Origin of the sequence: Actinoplanes awajinensis subsp. mycoplanecinus (genome assembly GCF_001509495.1) — a bacterium.
Classification (GTDB): Bacteria; Actinomycetota; Actinomycetes; order Mycobacteriales; family Micromonosporaceae; genus Actinoplanes; species Actinoplanes palleronii.
On record NZ_LLZH01000302.1, the window covers coordinates 43,850 to 62,265 of the forward strand.

Annotated in this window: 21 protein-coding genes; 9 read left to right on the top strand and 12 right to left on the bottom strand. The window is 72.0% G+C overall.

What is annotated here, in order from left to right; genetic code table 11:
- Positions 1 to 6: 6 nt before the first annotated feature.
- Positions 7 to 1,047 carry a DUF4034 domain-containing protein gene (locus ADL15_RS36645; RefSeq protein ID WP_067701180.1) on the bottom strand — a complete coding sequence of 347 codons (1,041 nt, stop codon included), beginning with the start codon at positions 1,045 to 1,047 and terminating at the stop codon, positions 7 to 9.
- Positions 1,048 to 1,075: 28 nt separating this feature from the next.
- A complete protein-coding gene (locus tag ADL15_RS36650; RefSeq protein ID WP_067701183.1) occupies positions 1,076 to 2,053 on the bottom strand; it encodes an SGNH/GDSL hydrolase family protein in 978 nt (325 codons plus the stop codon).
- A gap of 249 nt (positions 2,054 to 2,302) precedes the next feature.
- On the opposite strand from ADL15_RS36650, the gene ADL15_RS36655 reads away from it, so the two are divergent.
- Together ADL15_RS36655 and ADL15_RS36660 are read left to right on the top strand one after the other, a co-directional pair.
- The gene (locus ADL15_RS36655; RefSeq protein ID WP_067701186.1) at positions 2,303 to 4,531 is read left to right on the top strand and encodes a M4 family metallopeptidase; all 2,229 of its coding nucleotides are present in this window, start codon (positions 2,303 to 2,305) and stop codon (positions 4,529 to 4,531) included.
- 83 nt (positions 4,532 to 4,614) lie between these two features.
- On the top strand, positions 4,615 to 5,424 hold the full coding sequence (locus ADL15_RS36660; protein WP_067701189.1) for an MBL fold metallo-hydrolase: 810 nt from the start codon (positions 4,615 to 4,617) through the stop codon (positions 5,422 to 5,424).
- A gap of 65 nt (positions 5,425 to 5,489) precedes the next feature.
- Here the strand turns inward: ADL15_RS36660 and ADL15_RS36665 are convergent, their stop codons facing one another.
- Positions 5,490 to 6,050, bottom strand: coding sequence for a TetR/AcrR family transcriptional regulator (locus ADL15_RS36665; RefSeq protein ID WP_067701192.1), 561 nt, complete (start codon positions 6,048 to 6,050; stop codon positions 5,490 to 5,492).
- A gap of 96 nt (positions 6,051 to 6,146) precedes the next feature.
- Between ADL15_RS36665 and ADL15_RS36670 the strand changes: the two genes are divergently transcribed.
- On the top strand, positions 6,147 to 6,506 hold the full coding sequence (locus ADL15_RS36670) for a DUF4267 domain-containing protein (RefSeq protein WP_232344767.1): 360 nt from the start codon (positions 6,147 to 6,149) through the stop codon (positions 6,504 to 6,506).
- Positions 6,507 to 6,596: 90 nt separating this feature from the next.
- On the opposite strand, the gene ADL15_RS36675 is transcribed toward ADL15_RS36670, so the two are convergent.
- Together ADL15_RS36675 and ADL15_RS36680 are read right to left on the bottom strand one after the other, a co-directional pair.
- Entirely contained in the window at positions 6,597 to 7,712 is a 1,116-nt protein-coding gene (locus ADL15_RS36675; protein WP_067701198.1) for a sensor histidine kinase, read from the bottom strand.
- On the bottom strand, positions 7,706 to 8,374 hold the full coding sequence (locus ADL15_RS36680; protein WP_067701201.1) for a response regulator transcription factor: 669 nt from the start codon (positions 8,372 to 8,374) through the stop codon (positions 7,706 to 7,708). Before ADL15_RS36680 ends, ADL15_RS36675 begins: the two co-directional genes overlap by 7 nt.
- A gap of 143 nt (positions 8,375 to 8,517) precedes the next feature.
- Between ADL15_RS36680 and ADL15_RS54655 the strand changes: the two genes are divergently transcribed.
- The 5 genes from ADL15_RS54655 to ADL15_RS36705 all read left to right on the top strand — a co-directional run bounded on the left by ADL15_RS54655 (position 8,518) and on the right by ADL15_RS36705 (position 12,727).
- A complete protein-coding gene (locus ADL15_RS54655) occupies positions 8,518 to 9,012 on the top strand; it encodes a hypothetical protein (RefSeq protein ID WP_067701256.1) in 495 nt (164 codons plus the stop codon).
- Positions 9,009 to 10,070, top strand: coding sequence for a peptidoglycan-binding protein (locus ADL15_RS36690; RefSeq protein ID WP_198171165.1), 1,062 nt, complete (start codon positions 9,009 to 9,011; stop codon positions 10,068 to 10,070). Before ADL15_RS54655 ends, ADL15_RS36690 begins: the two co-directional genes overlap by 4 nt.
- Positions 10,067 to 10,750: an ABC transporter ATP-binding protein gene (locus tag ADL15_RS36695; RefSeq protein ID WP_067701207.1), complete on the top strand. Its 684-nt coding sequence runs from the start codon at positions 10,067 to 10,069 to the stop codon at positions 10,748 to 10,750. The genes ADL15_RS36690 and ADL15_RS36695 overlap by 4 nt, the downstream gene beginning before the upstream one ends.
- Complete coding sequence (locus tag ADL15_RS36700; protein WP_067701210.1) at positions 10,747 to 11,949, top strand: ABC transporter permease; 1,203 nt, start codon at positions 10,747 to 10,749, stop codon at positions 11,947 to 11,949. The genes ADL15_RS36695 and ADL15_RS36700 overlap by 4 nt, the downstream gene beginning before the upstream one ends.
- Positions 11,950 to 12,088: 139 nt before the next feature.
- Positions 12,089 to 12,727 (top strand): maleylpyruvate isomerase N-terminal domain-containing protein, encoded by a 639-nt coding sequence (locus ADL15_RS36705; RefSeq protein WP_067701213.1) that lies wholly within the window; start codon positions 12,089 to 12,091, stop codon positions 12,725 to 12,727.
- A gap of 4 nt (positions 12,728 to 12,731) precedes the next feature.
- On the opposite strand, the gene ADL15_RS36710 is transcribed toward ADL15_RS36705, so the two are convergent.
- From ADL15_RS36710 to ADL15_RS36735, 6 genes are all read right to left on the bottom strand, one after another.
- On the bottom strand, positions 12,732 to 13,772 hold the full coding sequence (locus ADL15_RS36710) for a sensor histidine kinase (protein WP_269748415.1): 1,041 nt from the start codon (positions 13,770 to 13,772) through the stop codon (positions 12,732 to 12,734).
- A 43-nt stretch (positions 13,773 to 13,815) separates the two neighbouring features.
- On the bottom strand, positions 13,816 to 14,490 hold the full coding sequence (locus ADL15_RS36715) for a response regulator transcription factor (RefSeq protein ID WP_067701220.1): 675 nt from the start codon (positions 14,488 to 14,490) through the stop codon (positions 13,816 to 13,818).
- 9 nt (positions 14,491 to 14,499) lie between these two features.
- Complete coding sequence (locus ADL15_RS36720) at positions 14,500 to 15,204, bottom strand: VanZ family protein (protein ID WP_067701223.1); 705 nt, start codon at positions 15,202 to 15,204, stop codon at positions 14,500 to 14,502.
- 71 nt (positions 15,205 to 15,275) lie between these two features.
- Positions 15,276 to 15,704 carry an aldo/keto reductase gene (locus tag ADL15_RS36725; protein WP_067701225.1) on the bottom strand — a complete coding sequence of 143 codons (429 nt, stop codon included), beginning with the start codon at positions 15,702 to 15,704 and terminating at the stop codon, positions 15,276 to 15,278.
- A gap of 169 nt (positions 15,705 to 15,873) precedes the next feature.
- Positions 15,874 to 16,437, bottom strand: a complete 564-nt coding sequence (locus tag ADL15_RS36730) for a sugar O-acetyltransferase (RefSeq protein ID WP_067701227.1) — start codon at positions 16,435 to 16,437, stop codon at positions 15,874 to 15,876.
- A 208-nt stretch (positions 16,438 to 16,645) separates the two neighbouring features.
- On the bottom strand, positions 16,646 to 17,479 hold the full coding sequence (locus ADL15_RS36735) for a YwqG family protein (RefSeq protein WP_067701230.1): 834 nt from the start codon (positions 17,477 to 17,479) through the stop codon (positions 16,646 to 16,648).
- Between the two features lie 55 nt (positions 17,480 to 17,534).
- On the opposite strand from ADL15_RS36735, the gene ADL15_RS36740 reads away from it, so the two are divergent.
- Positions 17,535 to 18,026: a hypothetical protein gene (locus ADL15_RS36740; RefSeq protein WP_067701233.1), complete on the top strand. Its 492-nt coding sequence runs from the start codon at positions 17,535 to 17,537 to the stop codon at positions 18,024 to 18,026.
- Here ADL15_RS36740 and ADL15_RS36745 read toward each other — a convergent pair.
- The coding region (locus ADL15_RS36745) for a hypothetical protein (protein ID WP_232344768.1) at positions 18,023 to 18,416 on the bottom strand (394 nt) is incomplete at its 5' end. The two genes, ADL15_RS36740 and ADL15_RS36745, sit on opposite strands and share 4 nt — an antisense overlap.

Sequence of the window (18,416 nt, forward strand, 5' to 3'; positions counted from 1 at the left end):
CGCTTCTCAGCCGGCGCGGCGGGCGCGGGCCCGGGCCCGGACGAACGCCACGTCGTTGGGGCCTGCGCCCCACCAGCCCCAGGGTGTGGTGGTCATGAACTTGCCGATCGCCGCGAAGACCGGTGCGGCGTCGGCGTCCCGGCCGGAGCGGGCCAGCCCGTACGCCAGGTGGTTCAGGTCGTCGTACCAGTCGGGGTGCCGGGCGCCCGGCTGGTGGAACCAGCGGGACAGCGCGGTGTCCAGGTCGGACTGCATCACCGGGTCCTGCCGCCACTGCTCCTCGACCTCGGCGGCGGTACGGCGCGGTGCGGCACGGTCCTCCTCCCACAGCGCCCACTCAGCGGCGGCGCGGATCGGCAGCACGTGCAGCGGCGAGCCGGTCGGCGCGGTGGCGGTGACGGAGCGGGCGAAGCCGTACATCTGCTCGTGCGAGCCGCTCCACTTGCGGCAGCTGTGGGTCAGCCGCAGCTGGTGGCCCTCCCAGTGCCACGGGTCACGGCGGGTCAGCTCGCGCCAGGTCTCGTCGACGCTCTCCCGTGGCGCGCTGCGTGCGATCTGCGTCCGCAGCCGGGTCACCCAGGGCGTGGGGTCGTCCGGCGCGAGCGCCATGGCGCGGTCGTTGGCCTGGTCCGCCAGGTCGGCGAGCCGGGCGAACTCGGCCCACTGGTCCCGTCGCACGGTCGAGGCCCAGCCGCCGCCGCGCACCTCCCAGGCCCGCTCCAGCAGGGACCGGGCGCGGACCAGCTGTGCCTCCGGGTCGGCGGGGTTCCGGGCCGCCCACGTGTCGGCCCAGGCGGCCTCGGTGTCGACCGGGCCGGTCGTCTTGTCGGCGCGGGAGCCCAGCCCTCCGGCGGTCGACGCGGCGAGCACCCGGACGTAGCGGGCCCGGCGGGCGTGATCACCCCGGGTGCCGGCCAGCGCGCGACGGGCCGGTTCGGTGTCCGAGCCGTACCGGGCCTGCTCGCACGCCTCCCGCAGCGCCGTGTCGTCCTGCGCCGGGTTGGTGAGGATCTGACGGGTGAGCAGGCGCCACACGGAGGCAATCATGATCAACGATGATAGAGGGCCGGTGCGGTCAGCGATCGTGGCGGTTCGGGTCGAAGGACACCCACTTGCTGACGCTGGCGGTGCGGGTCACCCAGCGGCCGTGGACGCGGACGCGGCGGGTCTCGGTCACGCCGCGCCTGGTCTGCCAGGTCCAGGCCTTGGCTGCCCGGCCGGGGGCGGCGAGGTGCTTCCAGTACCAGCGGCAGTCGTAGTACGCGCTCCACCCCGGGCCCGGGGTGCCGTCGACCAGGTGGCAGAACCTGGCGTGGCTCACCGCGTACGGTGAAAGGGTGGTGGTGTTGTCGGTCTTGAGGCCGAGGACCGGGACCATCGCGCGGAACCAGTTCCAGGACATCTTGGCGAAGCCCGCGTCGTTGGGGTGCAGGCCGTCGCGGATGTCGATGCCGGTGACGGTGCTCTGGTCGACCAGGTGCACCCGGGCGCTCTTGGCGGCCACGATGCCGGGCACCTGGGCGTTGAAGGTGTCGGTGCGCTTCTGCTGGGCGGCGGCCGCGGCGGACCTGGTGCCGGTGATCTTCGCGACGAAGACCTCGGCCTCCGGCGCCGCCGCGGTGATCCGGTCGATCAGGGCGGAGAGCCGGTAGGTCGCGCCCGCCGCGCCGGCCTCGGTACGCAGGTCGTTGGTGCCGATCTGCAGGAGCACCGCGTCCGGCCGGGAGGTGGCCAGCCAGCCGTCGACCTGCGCGGCGATCTTCGCGATCGTCCAGCCGGAGTGGCCCTCGTGGTCGAGGTCAGCGGTCGCGGGGACGCCGTCGTGCTGCGAGCCGACGAAGTCGACGTCCAGGCCCGCGGCGGTGAGCCGGCGCTGCAGGTCGACCCGGTACGAGCTCAACGACGCCGACCCGATGCCCATCGTGATCGAGTCACCCAGCGGCATGATCCGCAGTGGTGACGGCGCCGGCACGTCCTGGGCGGACACCGGCGAGGCACCGGCCAGGACGATGCCGGCGACAGCGAGCGCGGTGCGCAGAGCAGAGAGGATCACGCCCGGGACATCGGGCCGAACCGGGCTCCACTGAGGGGCGGCAGCGGGAAGCAACCGCCGGGGTTGCCGGCCGGTTGCCGGGGGCGTCGTCGCTCCCCGGATGCACCCGGTGGCGTCCCGGATCACCCCCGCGGTCGGCTGTCCGTTTCGGAACATGAAATTTACACATGTATTTTGCTATCCGGCCCGCCTTATATAGAAGGATAGACATCAGTAGATGTTTGTCCCTCAGTTCGCGGGAGGAAGTTAGTGAGAAAAGCATTTGCGCTGGCCGGCGTCATCGCGCTGGCCGGCGGAGGGCTGGCGGCGACCGCCACGACCGCGTCGGCCGCACCGCCCGTCTCCCCCGGCGCGTCGCTGGTGGCAGCGGCCGACCGGGCGCTCGCCCAGCATCCGAACGCCATCCGGGCCTCGTCCGACGACGCCTACCACGTCTACAGCAGCAAGACCGACGCCGCCGGGCGCGGCACCGTCCGCTACACCCGCACCTATGACGGGCTGCGCGTCTACGGCGGTGACCTGATCATCCGCACCGACGCCAAGGGCACGTACACCGGCAGTTCGGTCGGCCTGGCCACCCCGCTGACGCTCAGCACCGCCCCGAAGGTCACCGCCGCCAAGGCCCGCAAGGCGGCCACCGCGGCGTTCACCGGCAGGGTCACCGGCACCGGCGCGCCGGAGCTGTTCGTCGACGCGAGCCGGGGCACCGGCGTGTTGTCCTGGGAGACCGTGGTGAGCGGCTGGCTCGCCGACGGGCAGACCCCGTCGCGCCTGCACGTGCTCACCGACGCGCGGACCGGCGAGGTCACCGGATCGTACGACGAGATCGAGCGCGTCGCGGGCACCGGCACCGGCCTCTACACCGGCGAGGTGGCGATCGAGTCCACCCAAGCCGACACCGGTTACCTGCTCACCGACCCGGTACGCGGCGGCGGCACCACCTGCGACATGGGCAACCGGACCTCGGGCACCTGCGCCACCTTCACCGACGCGGACAACGTCTGGGGCACCGGTCTCAACTCCGACCGGGCCTCGGCCGGTGTCGACGCGCACTTCGGCGCGGCGACCACGTTCGACTACTTCAAGAACGTGCACGGCCGCAACGGCATCTTCGGCAACGGGACCGGTGTGCCGTCGCGGGTGCACTACGGCAGCGCCTACGTGAACGCGTTCTGGGACGGCGCCCAGATGACGTACGGTGACGGATCCGGCAATGCGAAGCCGCTGGTGGCACTGGACGTGGCCGGGCACGAGATGTCGCACGGCGTCACCGAGAACGTGGTGCCGGGCGGGCTCACCTACTCCGGCGAGTCGGGCGGCCTGAACGAGGCGACGAGCGACATCTTCGGCAGCATGGTGGAGTTCTACGCGAACACCACCGTCGACCCGGGTGACTACGACATCGGCGAGAAGATCGATATCCGGGGCACCGGGGCGCCGCTGCGGTACATGTACAACCCCACCCTGGACGGTTCCTCGCACGGCTGCTGGTCGACCACCACCAAGAACGTCGACGTGCACTACTCGTCCGGCGTCGCCAACCACTTCTTCTTCGACCTGGCCGAGGGCAGTGGCGCCACCGCGTACGGGACCTCGCCGCTGTGCGGGTCGGCCTCCCCGGTCGCCGGGATCGGCCGGGACAAGGCGTCGGCGATCTGGTTCCGCGCCCTGGACAGCTACTTCGTCTCCAGCACCACCTACACCGCGGCACGCGGCTACACGCTGTCGGCGACCGCCGACCTGTACGGCTTCTGCGGCACCGAGTACAAGGCGGTCCAGGCCGCGTGGACCGCGGTGAACGTGTCCGGCGACGACTACTGCTCGACCGGCAACGACTTCACCGTCACCCTGTCCGCGCCGACCACGGCGATCGACCCGGGCACCTCGGCCACGCTGACCGCGTCCACCGCGCTGATCAACGGCGAGGCCGAGGAGGTGACGTTCAGCGCCGGCAGCACCCCGGCCGGCGTCACCGTCGCGTTCGAGCCGGCCACCGTCACCGCCGGTGAGTCCACCACGGTCACGGTCACCGCGGCCGCCGCCGCGGGGCGCAGCAGCGCACCGGTCACCATCACCGCCACCGCCGCGTCGATCACCCGGACGGCGGCGCTCACCGTCACCGTCAACAGCGCGGCCGGCTGCTCGGCGAGCAACGGCACCGACGTGGCCATCCCGGACAACACCACGGTGACGAGCACGCTCGAACTCCCCGACTGCCTGACCGCCCCGTCGGCGACCAGCACGGTCGAGGTGCACATCGTGCACACCTACATCGGTGACCTGGTGGTCAGCCTGGTCGCACCGGACGGCACCGCCTACGTCCTGCACAACCGGGCCGGGGGCAGCACCGACAACATCAACCAGACGTACACGGTGAACCTGTCCGGCGAGACCGCACAGGGCACCTGGACGCTCCGGGTCCAGGACGCCGCCTCGGCCGACACCGGGCGCATCGACACCTGGACGCTCTCCCTCTGATCGACGTCTCCGGGGTGGTGGCCGTCGTGCCGCCGCCCCGGAGCGTCCGTCTGGGTATGGTGGTCGCCGAAGGGAGGCCGCCCGTGTTGACGCAGGTCGCCGACGGTGTGCTGATCCACCAGAGCGAGTTCCTCCAGAGCAACGCCGTCGTCGTGCACGGTGCCGACGGCGTGCTGCTGATCGACGCCGGGTTGCAGGACCACGAGCTGGCCTGCCTCGCCGACGACCTGTCCGCATCCGATCAGGCCGTGGTGGCCGGTTTCTCGACGCACCCGGACTGGGATCACCTGCTCTGGCACGCCCGGCTCGGACCGGCCCCGCGCTACGGCACAGCCCGCTGCGCCGTGGCCGTGCAGGAGCAGCTGTCCGACCCGGACATCAAAACCAAGATCATCGAGCACCTGGCCGAGACCGGCATCGCCGAGCACATGTCGCTGGACGAATACGGCCTGATCACCGCGCTGCCGGCCGACGCTGAGCGGGTGCCGTGGGACGGCCCGCCGGTCCGGATCGTGGAGCACCAGGGGCACGCGCCCGGGCATGCCGCGCTGCTCCTCGAGGACCGCGGAGTCCTGGTCGCCGGTGACATGCTCTCCGACGTGCTGGTCCCGATGCTCGACTTCGACGGTGCCGACCCGGTCGAGGACTACCTGGCCGCGCTGCGCCTGCTGGAGGCGGTGGCCGGCGACGCCATGGTGGTCGTCCCGGGGCACGGCTCGGTCGGCGGTGCCGGTCAGGTGCGGGCCCGGATCGCACTGGACCGGGCATACGTGCTCGCACTGCAGGCCGGGCAGACCCCCGACGACCCGCGGATCGGCCCGGCCGCGAAGCCCGGCTGGGAGTGGGTCAGCGACGTGCACGCCGGTCAGGCCCAGCGCCTCGCCGGCCTTTAGACAGCAAACCCAGCACCCGACGGCCGGCCATCACGGCAGCAGGCCCGGCGCCCCGCTCCCGGCCGTCAGGGCAGCAGGCTCAGCAGCAGCGCCAGACGGCGCTCCTGCTCCCCGGCCGGTAGCCGTCCGCCGCGGGTCAGCGTCACCAGGCCGTGCAGGCCGGCCCAGAGCACCTCGGTCAGCAGGCCCTCGTCCACCCCGGCCGGCACCGGCCGCACCACGACGCGCAACTCGTCGAAGCCGGCGTGCAGCGCGAGCGGTGCCTCCGGTGTGGCGAACGGCAGGCTCACCGCCTGGCTGAACATCGCGTCGTAGAGGGCGGGCCGGGCGGCCGCGAACGCCAGATAGGCCTCCGCGATCGCCTGCCGCGGATCCGCAGCGGCGGCCCGGGCGGTGCGCATCTGCGCGGCCAGCTCGGCGAACCCCTCGACGGCGACCGCCGCCATGATCGCGTCCTTGTTCTTGAAGTGGCTGTAGAGCACCGGCTGGCTGTACTCCACCCGCTCGGCCAGCCGCCGGGTGGTCACCGCCTCCCAGCCCTCCGCCTCGGCCAGCTCCCTGGCCACGGTGACGATCAACTGCTCCCGGATCGCGCGTTCGCGCTCCCTGCGTTCCTGCCCGCTCATGCCCCGATCCTAGCACCGCTAGCATCCCTGCCATTGCTATGTTAGCGTCGGCAGCATAGCTAGCAACGCTAGATTTTCACGAAGGAAGACACCATCATGACCCCTTTCGCGTACGGCCTGGCCATCGTCCTCGACCTGTTCATCATCGTCATCGGCGTCCGATTCCTGCTGCAGCCGGAACCCGCCGCGGCCGGCTACGGCGTGCCCGCCCCGGCCGGCGCGTACCTGAGCGTCAAGGGCGTCCGCGACCTCACCTACGGCCTGGTCGGCCTGGCCCTGCTCGCCTTCGGGGGCGCCACGGCGTCGGCCTGGTTCATGCTCGTGGTGACGCTCGCCCCGCTCGGTGACACGGTGATCGTGCTGCGCAACGGCGGTACGAAGGCGGTCGCGTTCGGCATCCACTTCGCCACCGCGGTGGCCGTGCTGATCAGCGCGGCCCTGCTGTTCGCCCTCTGACCGGACGCGGGCTCTGCCGCTCACGGCCCGATGCGACCAGATGCCGGCGCACCTCAACTCGGGCCCGACGCGACCAGGTGCCGGGGCGCCTCAGCTCACGGCGACCCGCGCGGGCAGGTGGACCTCGACGGCCAGCCCGCCGCCGGTCAGGGGCCGTGCGGTCGCGCGGCCGCCGTGCGAGGCGGCGATGGCCCGCACGATCGACAGGCCCAGCCCGGCGCCCTCCCCGGTCCGGCCCGCGCCGCGGTAGAACGGCTCGAACAGCCGCTCGGCGTCCTCAGGGCCGACCACCGGGCCGGTGTTGGTGATCGTCAGATGTCCGTTTCCGGTCAGCCGGACGAGAACCTCGCCGCCGGGCACGTTGTAGCGGACCGCGTTGTCCAGCAGGTTGCGCACCAGCTGGGCGAGCAGCACCTGATCACCGGCGACCACGCAGGGCTCGAGCCGGTCGACGAGCACCTTCGGCGCCGCCCCGGCCACCGCTTCACCGACCGCCTCGTCCACCACCTCATCGAGGGCCACCGGAGCGGGGCGGTGACCACCCTGCTCGCCGCGGGCCAGAGTGAGCAGGCCGTTGATCAGCGCGATGCAGCGCTCGTTGTTGCGCAGCAGATCCTCCCGGACGACCTGGACCCGCTCCGGATCCGTGCTGGCCAGCCCGACCTGCAGCGTGGTACGGGCCACCGCCAGGGGCGTGCGCAGCTCGTGCGACGCGTTGGCGATGAACCTCGACTGCGCGCTGAACGCACCGTCCAGCCGGGTGAGCAGGTCGTCGAGGGTGTCGGCGAGTTCCCGGAGCTCGTCGTCAGGTCCGGCCATCGCGATCCGCTCGTGCAGGTTGTCGGTGGAGATCCGGCGGGCCTGCGAGGTGATCGCGTGCACCCGGTTCAGCACCCGGCCGGTCACCCACCAGGCCAGCAGCCCGACCAGCACCGTCATGATCACCAGCGCACTGATCCACTGGAGCAGGATGGTGCCGATCGCGTCGTCGCGCTGCAGCGAGATCGCGTCGAGCAGGTCGACCGCGCCGGGTTCGGTCCGGCCGCCCTGCACCGGACCGACGCCGGTGGCCGGCACCTCGCCGACCCGGGTGATCACGATGCGGTTCTGCAGGTAGACCATCGTGACGACCAGCGCGCCGACGACCAGGAACACGCCGGTGTGCAGCAGCGTGAGCCGCCAGCGCAGGGTGAGCCGGGTCAGCATGCCGGCGCCGTCAGCCGGTAGCCGACCCCCGGCAGGGTGTCGATCACGGACGGCTCGCCGAGCTTGGCGCGCAGCCGGTGCATCGTCATCCGCACCGCGTTGGTGAACGGGTCGGCGTGCTCGTCCCAGACCGTACGCAAGAGCTCCTCGGTGCTGACCACGGCGCCGCCTGCGGCCAACAGCGCTGCCAGGACCCCGAATTCCTTGTTCGACAACGGTACGAGCCGGCCCGCCCGGGAGACCTGACGCTGCGCCGGGTCCAGGGCGATGTCGTCGTGGCGCAGCACCGGCGGCCGGGCCGGCTGCGAGCGGCGGCCCAGCGCCTCCAGCCGCGCGACGAGCTCCTCGAAGTCGAACGGCTTGCCGAGGTAGTCGTCGGCGCCCAACCGCAGCCCGGTGACCCGGTCGCCGACGTCGGCCATCGCGGTCAGCATCAGCACCCGGGCGCGCCCGCCGTCCGCGATGATCCGGCGGCACACCTCGTCACCGTGCACCCCGGGCAGGTCCCGGTCGAGCACCACCACGTCGTAACAGTCGGTGATCAGCTTGTCCAGGGCGGTGTCGCCGTCGTGGGCCACGTCGACCGACATGGCCCGCTCCCGCAGACCCTGGGCAAGGTATCTGGCCAGGGTCTGTTCGTCCTCCACCACCAGCACGCGCATGGCGACGACGGTAGCCCCGGCCGTGTTTCACCGGCATAACAACGCACCGTCCGTATCGATGAAACGGCCGTGAAACGCCCCGCTGCGTAGAAATTCCGGTCATGACCGGCGCTCGCCGGTCGCCGGCGACACAGGGAGTGACCATGCGCAGATGGATCGGAACGGCGACGCTCGGGCTGGCGTTGAGCCTCGGGATGCTGACCGGGTGCGGCGGACGGTCGGACGACGGCGTGGCCAGCGCCGGCGGCGGCACCGGCGCGACACCCACGGCGAGTGCGGCGGCCACCGACGACCCTGCGAAGTTCGCCGCGTGCCTGCGGGACAACGGCGTCGACGTCAAGGACCCGGCGCCGGGCACCGGCCAGGTGACCCTGCCGGACGGCGGGGCGGCCCTGGACGCGGCGCTGAAGAAGTGCCAGCAGTACGGCAGCGGGGCGGGCGGTAGCACCGGGGCCGACCCGGACGACCCGGCGCAGCAGGAGAACCGGCGCAAGTTCGCCGCGTGCATGCGGGACGAGGGTGTCGACTGGCCCGACCCGGTGCCCGGCAAGCCGATGTCACTGCCGCAGCAGACGCCACAGTTCATGGCCGCGTTCCAGAAGTGCACGCAGAAGGTCCCGATGGACGGCAGCCGGTGAAGGCCCGCACCACACTCGGGATCGCGGTCGCGGCGACGCTGGTGGCCGGTTCCACCGCCGGGATCCTGCTCGTCACCGGCCGGGCGCACGACGACCCGGACGGCGCGGTCACCCCGGCGCCGACCGCCACGGTGACCCGCACCGACCTGGTGCAGACCGAGCAGGTCGACGGCGTGCTCGGCTACGCCGGCACCACGACGGTCGGCTCGGCAACAAACGCGATCGTCACGTGGCTGCCGCAGCCGGGCGACACGATCACCCGTGGCCAGCACGTCTACGACGCCGCGAACCAGCCGGTCCCGCTGTTCTACGGCCGGCTGCCGTTCTGGCGCGAGCTGCACCGCGGCGTGCCGGACGGGCCCGACGTGCGCATCCTCGAACAGAACCTCGACAAACTCGGTTACGGCGACGGGCTGACCGTCGACGACGACTTCACCGACGCGACCGCCGCGGCCGTCCGCAAGTGGCAGAAGGCCCGTCACGTGCCGCGCACCGGCCGGGTCCCGACCGGTGACGTCGTGGTGCTGCCCGGCGCGATCCGGGTCGCCGAGGTCAAGGCCCGGCTCGGCGCCCCGGCGACCGGCGACGTGGTCACCGCGACCGGCACCCGCAAGCAGGTGGCTGTCGACCTGCCGGCCACCAAGTCCGGGCTGGCCGTCAAGGGCGCGAAGGTCACCGTCGGCCTGCCGGACGGGAGCACCGCCCGTGGGCGGATCACCGCGGTCGGCACCACGGCCCAGGCACCGGACGAGGACAGCCCGGACGATCCGCCGACCCTGCCGGTCACCGTCGCGCTCGACGACCCGGCGACGACCGGCGCGCTGGACGGCGCTCCGGTCACCGTGGGTCTGCGCGGCGCCGTACACAAAAAGGTCCTCGCGGTGCCGGTCGGTGCGCTGCTCGCCCTGGCTGAAGGTGGTTTCGGGGTTCAGGTCGTCGCCGACGGCGGCGCTCAGCGCATCGTCGGGGTCACGCTCGGCGCGTTCGCCAACGGCCAGGTCGAGATCAAGGGCGAAGGACTTTCCGACGGTACGAAGGTGACGGTGCCCGCGGCATGACCACTTCCCCACCGGTGATCGACCTGGACCGGGTCACCAAGGAGTACCCGGGTGGCGTCTGCGCGCTGCGTGACGTCTCGCTGCGGATCGTCCCGGACGAGCTCACCGCGATCGTCGGGCCCTCCGGCTCCGGCAAGTCGACGATGCTGCAGCTGATGGGCACCCTGGACCGGCCCACCCGCGGCACGGTACGGATCCTCGGCCACGACGTCGCCGCCCTCGACGACCGGCAACTGTCCGCCGTGCGGGCGAGCTGGATCGGTTTCGTGTTCCAGCAGTGCTACCTCACCGCGCACCTGACGGCCGTGCAGAACGTCGCGAACGGGCTGTTCTATCACGGCCTGCCCCGGCGGGCGCGGCTGCGCGAGGCGGCCGCCGCCCTGGACCGGGTCGGTCTCGGACACCGCCGTGACCACCGCCCGGCGGAGCTGTCCGGCGGGGAGCGGCAGCGCGTCGCGATCGCCCGGGCGCTGGTGGCCCGGCCGGCGATCGTGCTCGCCGACGAGCCGACCGGCGCGCTCGACTCGCGCTCCGGCGAGACCGTCGTGCAGCTGCTGCACGAACTGCACCGGGACGGCACCACGATCGCGGTGATCACCCACGATGCGGGGATCGCCCGCTCCTTCGACCGGCAGGTGGAGATCCTGGACGGCGAGATCTCTGCGGCGGGCTCGGCATGAGCACTCCCCCGCTGCCGCGGTCCGCCCGGCTGCGTGCCGCTGACCTGATCGGAGTCGGACTGCTCGGGTTGCGTGGCCGGCCGATGCGGGCCGTGCTGTCCGCGCTGGGCATCGCGATCGGCATCGCCGCCATGGTCGCGGTGCTCGGTATCGGCGCCGCCAGCCAGGCCCGGCTGCTCGACAAGATCGCCAGCCTGGGCACGAACCTGCTCACCGTCACGCCGGGCCAGAACCTGTTCGGCAAGAACACTCCGCTGCCGGACGCCGCCGTCGACATGGTCGGGCGGATCGGGCCGGTGCTGTCGGCCAGCGCCACCGGCAGCGTGACCGGTGCGACGGTCCGGCGCACCGACAAGATCGATCCGCGGGAGACCAAGGGCATCGAGGTGCTCGCGGGCCGCCTCGACCTGCTGCCGACCCTCGGCGGCAAGCTGTCGGCCGGCGCCTGGCTCAGCCCGGCGACCGGGCGGTACCCGGCCGTGGTGCTGGGCGCGACCGCGGCCCGGTTGCTCGGCGTCGACGAGCCGGGCCGCCAGGTCTTCATCGCCGGCCAGTGGTTCACCGTGCTCGGCATCCTGGCGCCGCTCGACCTCACCCCGGAGATCAATACGGCGGCGCTCGTCGGCTGGGACGTCGCCACCAGCCGGCTCGGTTTCGACGGGCACCCCACCAAGATCTATACGCGGGCGGTCACCGAGGCGGTGGGCGCGGTGCGCGACGTGCTCGCCCGGACGGCCAATCCGCAGGACCCGTCGGCGGTCAACGTCAGCCGCCCGTCGGACGCCCTCACCGCACAACTGGCCGCGAAGAACACCTTCGGCAGCCTGCTGATCGGATTGGGCGCGGTGTCTCTGCTGGTCGGCGGCGTCGGTGTGGCCAACACGATGATCATCTCGGTGCTGGAGCGCCGGGCGGAGATCGGTCTGCGCCGCGCGCTGGGCGCTCGCCGCCGGCAGATCCTGCTGCAGTTCCTGACCGAGGCGGTCGCGCTGTCGGCTCTGGGCGGCCTGGCCGGTGCGGCCCTGGGCGTGGCGGCGACGGTGGTCTATGCGGGCGCGCAGGGCTGGCCGCTGGTCCTGCCCACGACGGGGATCGCGGCGGGCGTGGGCTCATCGATCGCGATCGGAGCGGCGGCGGGTCTGTATCCGGCGCTGCGAGCAGGCCGCCTGCCCCCGAGCGAGGCCTTGAGCACCGGCTGACCGCCCCGCGCGGCCCGGTCCGGGCCACACGGTCCGGTGCGCGCCGCACGGCCCGCCGGTGCACGCCGCGCGGGCCACCGGAGCGTGCCGCGCGGTCCGGTGCGTGCCGCGCGGTCCGCTGGTGCGATAGGAAGAGGTTATGGAGCTGTTCGCACGGGCGTGGTCGGCGCTGCGGGCTGCCGTCGCGGCGGTCCCCCACGACGACTTCGGGCGGGCCTCCGGGTGTACCGGGTGGCTCGTGCGGGATCTGATCTGTCACCTGGTCCTCGACGCGCAGGACGTGCTGATCACACTGGCCACTCCGGTGCCCGCCGCGCCGACCGTGACCGCGGCGACCTACTGGCAGCTCCTCCCCGAGCCGCCGGACGGCACGGATCCGCTCGACGCGCTGATTCCCCGGCTGGCCGCCGCGTACCAGGACCCCGGCCTGCTGGCGTTCCACTTCGACGACGTGGGTGCGGCGGCCGGCCGGGCCGCGGCGCTCGCCGATCCGCGGGCCACGGTCGGCACCCGTGGCCAGGTGCTGACCGTGGCGGACTACCTGACCGCGTACACCCTGGAGGCGACGCTGCACCACCTCGATCTCCCGGACGCCGGGCCGCCGCCGGACGAGACGCTCGCGGCGGCGCGGGCCGCACTCGAGCAGATCGCCGGGCGCCGGTTCCCCGCGCGGCTCGCCGACACCGACGCCCTGCTGCTGCTCACCGGGCGGCGCACCCCGGCCGTCGCCGAGCTGCCGCTGCTGGACGGATGGGCCGGGCGGGTGGTGCTCGGGTGAGTGCTCAGGTCGTACCGGAAAGGTGAACCGTGATTAACAAGCCGCCCGTGGGGCGCGGCCGGACCTCGAGCCGGCCGGCGTGCGCGCGGACGATGCTGTGCACGATGGCCAGACCGAGACCGACGCCGGCGTGTTCGTCGGTGCGGACGCGTTCTGCTCCGCGCTGGAACGGTTCGGTCAGGGTCGGCAGCAGGTCCGGTGGCAGGTGGCGGCCGGTGTTCTCGACCCGCAGGACGCTGGTGCCGCCGGCAGCTTCGGTGTGGATCGTGACGGTGCCGCCGGCCGGGAGGTTGTGGACGATGGCGTTCTGGACGAGGTTAGCCGTCATTCGCTGCAGCAGCGCACCGGAGCCGACGGTGACGGCCGGGCCACCGGTGACCTCGAGGGTGATCCGGCGCTGCTCGGCGAGGGGCAGCAGCGTCTCGGCGGCCTCCTCGGCGAGCAGTGAGAGGTCGACGGGCTCGCGGGTGAACGTGCCGCGGTCGCCGTAGCTGAGCAGCAGCAGCGCCTCGGTCAGGTCGATCGCCCGGGTGTTGACGGCGTGCAGGCGTTCGACCAGGTCGTCGTGACCGCGCGCCGGGTCGTTGCGGGCGACGTCGAGCAGGGTGCGGGAGATCGCCAGCGGGGTGCGCAACTCGTGCGAGGCGTTCGCGGCGAACCGCTGCTGCTCCGCGACGTGCGCCTCCAGCTTGTCGAGCATCGTGTCGAATGTGTCGGCGAGTTCGCGGAACTCGTCCTGGCGGCCGGTCAGCCGGATCCGGTGGGACAGCGAACCGGTCCCGGCCATCCGGGCCGCCGCGGTGATCCGGGCCAGCGGCGCGAGCATCCGGCCGGCCAGGAACCACCCGCCCACCAGGCCGAACACCAGCAGGAAGGCCAGCACCGCGGCCGCCCGCGGCGCGAAGACGTGCAGCAGGTTCGACCGGGTCGGGAAGACTCCGGTGACGAGGCTGCCGGTGACGCCGGGGTCGATGAGGCCGCGGTCCGGGACGTAGCGGAGCAGGAACACCCACACCGCGGCGAGCAGCAGAAGTCCGGCCAGCATGATGAATCCGGCATAACTTAGTGCGAGCCGCAGCCTGGCGCTGCTAGACATCTGCGGCGCCGGTGTCGATGCGATAGCCGACCCCGGCCACGGTGGCGATGATCCAGGGTTCGCCGAGCCGTTTGCGCAGCGCGGAGACCGTGATGCGCACCGCGTTGGTGAGCGGGTCGGCGTTCTCGTCCCAGGCGCGTTCCAGCAGCGTCTCGGCGCTGACCACGCCGCCCGCGGCCGCGACCAGGACCTCCAGGACGGCGAACTGTTTGCGGGTGAGCGCGACGTAGCGGCCGTCGCGGAACACCTCCCGCCGGAACGGGTCGAGCCGCAGGCCCGCGATCTCGTAGACCGGTGGCCGGGCATGCGCCCGCCGGCGGTCCAGGGCTCGCAGCCGCAGGACGAGTTCGCGCAGGTCGAACGGCTTGGTCAGGTAGTCGTCGGCGCCGAGCCCGAACCCGGTGGCCTTGTCGTCGATCCGGTCGGCGGCGGTCAGCATCAGGATCGGGATGCCGCTGCCGGACGCGACGATGCGCCGGGCGACCTCGTCACCGGACGGGCCGGGGATGTCCCGGTCGATCACGGCGAGGTCGTAGGAATTGACCCGCAAAAGTTCCAGGGCGGTGTCACCGTCACCGGCGATGTCCGCGGCGATCGCCGCCAGCCGCAGACCGTCCCGGACGGCCTCGGCCAGCAGCGGCTCGTCCTCCACGATCAATACCCGCATCCCCGGAGCCTATCCGCGCATAACGGGCCCAGAAGCGGGCTCGGCGGCGGGCACAGACGGGGGCGCTGGATCGGCGGGGTCGGGCTTGGTGCGCCACCAACGACGTGACGCCAGCCCGGCGAGGACCGCGCCGGCCGCGTTGACCAGCACGTCGTCCACCGACGACACCCGATCCAGCTGCAGGACGTACTGTGCGGTTTCGACAAGGACCGAACAGCCCGCCCCGAGCGCCAGGATTCGCGGCACCGACGCGAACCTCGCGAATCGGACCGGCGCGAAGAACCCCACCGCCGCGAAGATCACCAGATTCCCGGCGATCCCGAGCGCCCCCATCCCGATCAGATCCCGCAGCGGCACCAGGCTCACCCGGCCGGGCACCACCCCGGCGCCGGGCCCCGGCATCATGGTCAGCCAGACGAGCGGCACCGTCCCGTAGACCAGACCCACCTCGGCCAGCGACAGCCGCCACGCCGCGGCTCTCCCACCGGCAGCGCGCCGGACACCCACCAGAATCGCCGCAACCAGCACGGCCACCGGCAGCCCGACCAGCGTCATCAGGACCACACCGTTCTCGGTGTCCAGGCAGCCGTGCCACTTCCCGGCCGCGCAACTCGAGACCGACATCAAAAGCATCCGGCGTACGGCGAACAGCGCGCCGCCGAGCCCCACGATCGCCAGGCCGAGAAGCCCGCTCGTGCGCACCTTGTGGTTCATGCCGCTACTCAACGCGAAGCGCCGTTGCGGTGGCGTATGCGGTTTCCGATACGCCCGCGATACCCGGCTGGTCAGGCGGCGGCGCGGTCCTCGGCGCGACGGCGGCGCTGCCCGGCGTGCTGAAGTGCCGGTGGCGTGTAGGCGATGTCGAGGGTGCCGGCATTCACGCCCGGCGGGACGACCCTGTCGATCCGGTCGAGAGTGTCGTCGTCGAGGGTGGCGCCCACGCCGTCGAGCAGGTCGTCGAGGTGAGCCATGGTGCGGGGACCGATGATCGCCGAGGTGACCGCGGGATGGCTGACGACGAACGCCAGCGCCAGGTGGGTGAGCGACAGGCCGGCCTGGTCGGCGATCGGGACGAGCTGTTCGACGGCGTCGTGGTTGCGCGAATCGGTCATGTGTTTCGGCACCCAGTGCACCCGGCCGGCCGAGGGCTGCTCGCCACCTGCGCGGAAGCGGCCGGTGAGCAGGCCCGACGCGAGCGGACTCCAGGTCAGCACGCCCAGAGATGGCCACGGTGAAGTCCTTTGCTGATCGTTCTCAGACGCAGCGCGCCGCCGGCGAGGAGCCGGCCTGAGATGAAGGTTCGTAGCAGTAGGTGCCAGGAAGTGACACCTACTGCAGGCGGACCGACGCTCACGCCGAACTTCATCGCGGCTGCCGGCGGGCTCAGGGTGCCGTGGGCTCCGGGCCCAGCCGTTTGCGCTCGACGTGGCTGGTCGCGGTCACCACGCTCATCGGTGGCACGTCCTTGGCGATCACCGCGCCCGCGCCGACCACCGAGCCCCGGCCGATCGTGACACCCGGGGTGACGGTGGCGGCGGCGCCGATCCACACGTCGTCCTCGATGACGATCGGCGCGTGGGTGAGGAAGGCGAACCGCTCGTCGGGCTCGACCGGGTGGCCGGCCGTGCTCAGGGTGACCCGCGGCCCGATCAGCACGCGGTCGCCGATGGTGATGCCGCCGAAGTCCAGGAAGTAACAGCCCTGGTTGATGAACACGCGCTCGCCGAACGAGGCGCCGAGGCCGTAGTCGCAGTAGAACGGCGGCAGGATCGACAGGGAATCCGGGATCGGGCCGCCGAAGATCTCGGTCAGCAGTGCCCGGCGCGCGGCCAGGTCGTCGAAGGGCAGCAGGTTGAACTTCGCGCTCAGGCCCATCGCGAGCTGGACGCGCTCGGCGAAGGCTCGGGATTCGGGTGTCCGGGTCGGCAGGCGTTGCTCGTTGCGCACGAGGCGATGCTGGCACGGCAGACCGCCGCCATCGCGACGACCCACCGGCAGCGCCAGCTCATTCAGCGAACACCGATTCACCTAGCGAACGCCGGCTCCCACGGCCAACTACAGCCGATGTGGCGAGCGCAGTCAGCACGCGCGCTCATTCGGCGAGCGCGGTCAGCGCAAGCCCATCGCGAACCATTGTCACTTAGCGCGCACCGGCTCACTCGGTGAAGGCGGTGAACGACAGCGCCTTGTCGAAGCGCGACGCGGCCAGGTCCTCGTGTCGGATCAGGAACCGGCCGATGTGGACGTCGTCCGGGTCGAACTGGGCCAGCGGCACCCACTCACGCATCACCCGCAGGGTCTCCTCCTCCAGGCTCCGGCCCTGCCGGGTCTTCTCGGCCATCCGGGTCTCCGGCGTGTCGTACAGGTGGTCGGTGGCGAGCGCGCCGATGTCGGCCGTATACCCGCCCAGGTAGACGTCGGCGCTGTTCAGTTTCGGCCACAGCTCCTCGGCCAGCGCGCGGAGTTCCGTGACCTGCCGCAGGTCGGGGCGCAGACCCTCCAGTCGGCCGGGCAGCTCCGCGACGACCGTGGCGAACAGCTCGTGCTCCGGGCGGACGAACGCCAGCTCCGGGTCGCAGAACATCTCGTCATCGTGGTCGGGTTCCACCGCCACCTCGGTGTGGACACCGGCCGGCACGTAGATCACCCGCGCATGTTCCTGCTCCTCGGTGGTCGAGCACGCTTCGTACGCATGCTCGTGATGCAGGAAGAAGAGCAGCGAACCCTGCACCGGCAAAGCGAGGCCGTCGACCCGTGGCAGCGCGGCACAGTCGATCGCGACGATGAACGGTAGCGGTCCGAACTCGGAGGACGGCCATGCCGTCCCGGCCGGTAGCCGGGGGAGGCCGCCGCTACGTCCGACGGGCACGCCGCCGGGGCGGGCACTGGTCCAGATCCCGAAGCGCAGGAACTCGGCGAACGCGCCGATCGCGGTCTCCGGGATGCCGCGCTCGATCGCCGCCTGATGGAATCGCCGTTGATGGTCCATGGCGAGGCATGGTGCCAGATCGATACGACAAAACCCCGGAGCGTACGTTCGCACGGTGCCTCCGTTGACGATCCACCTCACCGACGACGAGGCCTTCGTGCTGTCCGACTGGATCTACGAGCTGCAGCAGTCGAAGGGGCCGCTGAGTGACGAGGCGGTCTGGCCGGCGCTCTACGCGATCGACGGTCCGTTCCACACCACGTCCCCGCTGATCTTCGCGCCGGACTACCGCGGGCGGCTGGCGGCAGCCCAGGCCCGCATGATCGCCGGGGAGCCGGGGCCCGGCGGACCCGGCCTGCTCGTCAGGTTGAGCGGAGACGAGGCCGTTGTGCTGGCCCATTGGCTGTGCGAGAGCTCCCCGCCCCCGCAGGTCCCCGTCGGCAAGCTGCTGGCCGCCATCGAGGCGCACGGCGTCGCGGGCACGGACCTGCCTGCCGCTCGCCGCCGCCTGCTCGCGACGATGGGCCGCAACGAGGACGGGATCATGTTCGAGGATGTGCCCGGTCATCGGCCGGCGGGCGCCGCGACCCGGGACCGTTCGAGTTAGGAACGGCTGATGTGGAGGCCGCACACCGAGTCGAAGGCATCTTCGGTGCTGTCGCTGAAGAAGAGCTGGTTCGCATAGGTGTTCGTGCCGGCCACGTGGACGGCGATGCCCCAGCGGAGGTCAGGTCCGGCATATCGCAGTCGCATCAACGGCACCTGATCGCCGTCGGCGCGTTCCGCGGTGACGTAGGCGAACTCACCGCGATAGCGCACGTGCACCGCGGCGAGCTGCGACCAGTTCTTCTCGACGTGCTCCCGTAACCGCTGCGCCAGAGAAATCTTGGTTGACTCGGGAATCGCGGTCATGCCCACATCCTGCCGCCCCAGCGCCACCCCGCAAGCCCCCAGCCACAGCACCGCAGCCACCCCGCCCCCCAAACCCCGCTGGCAC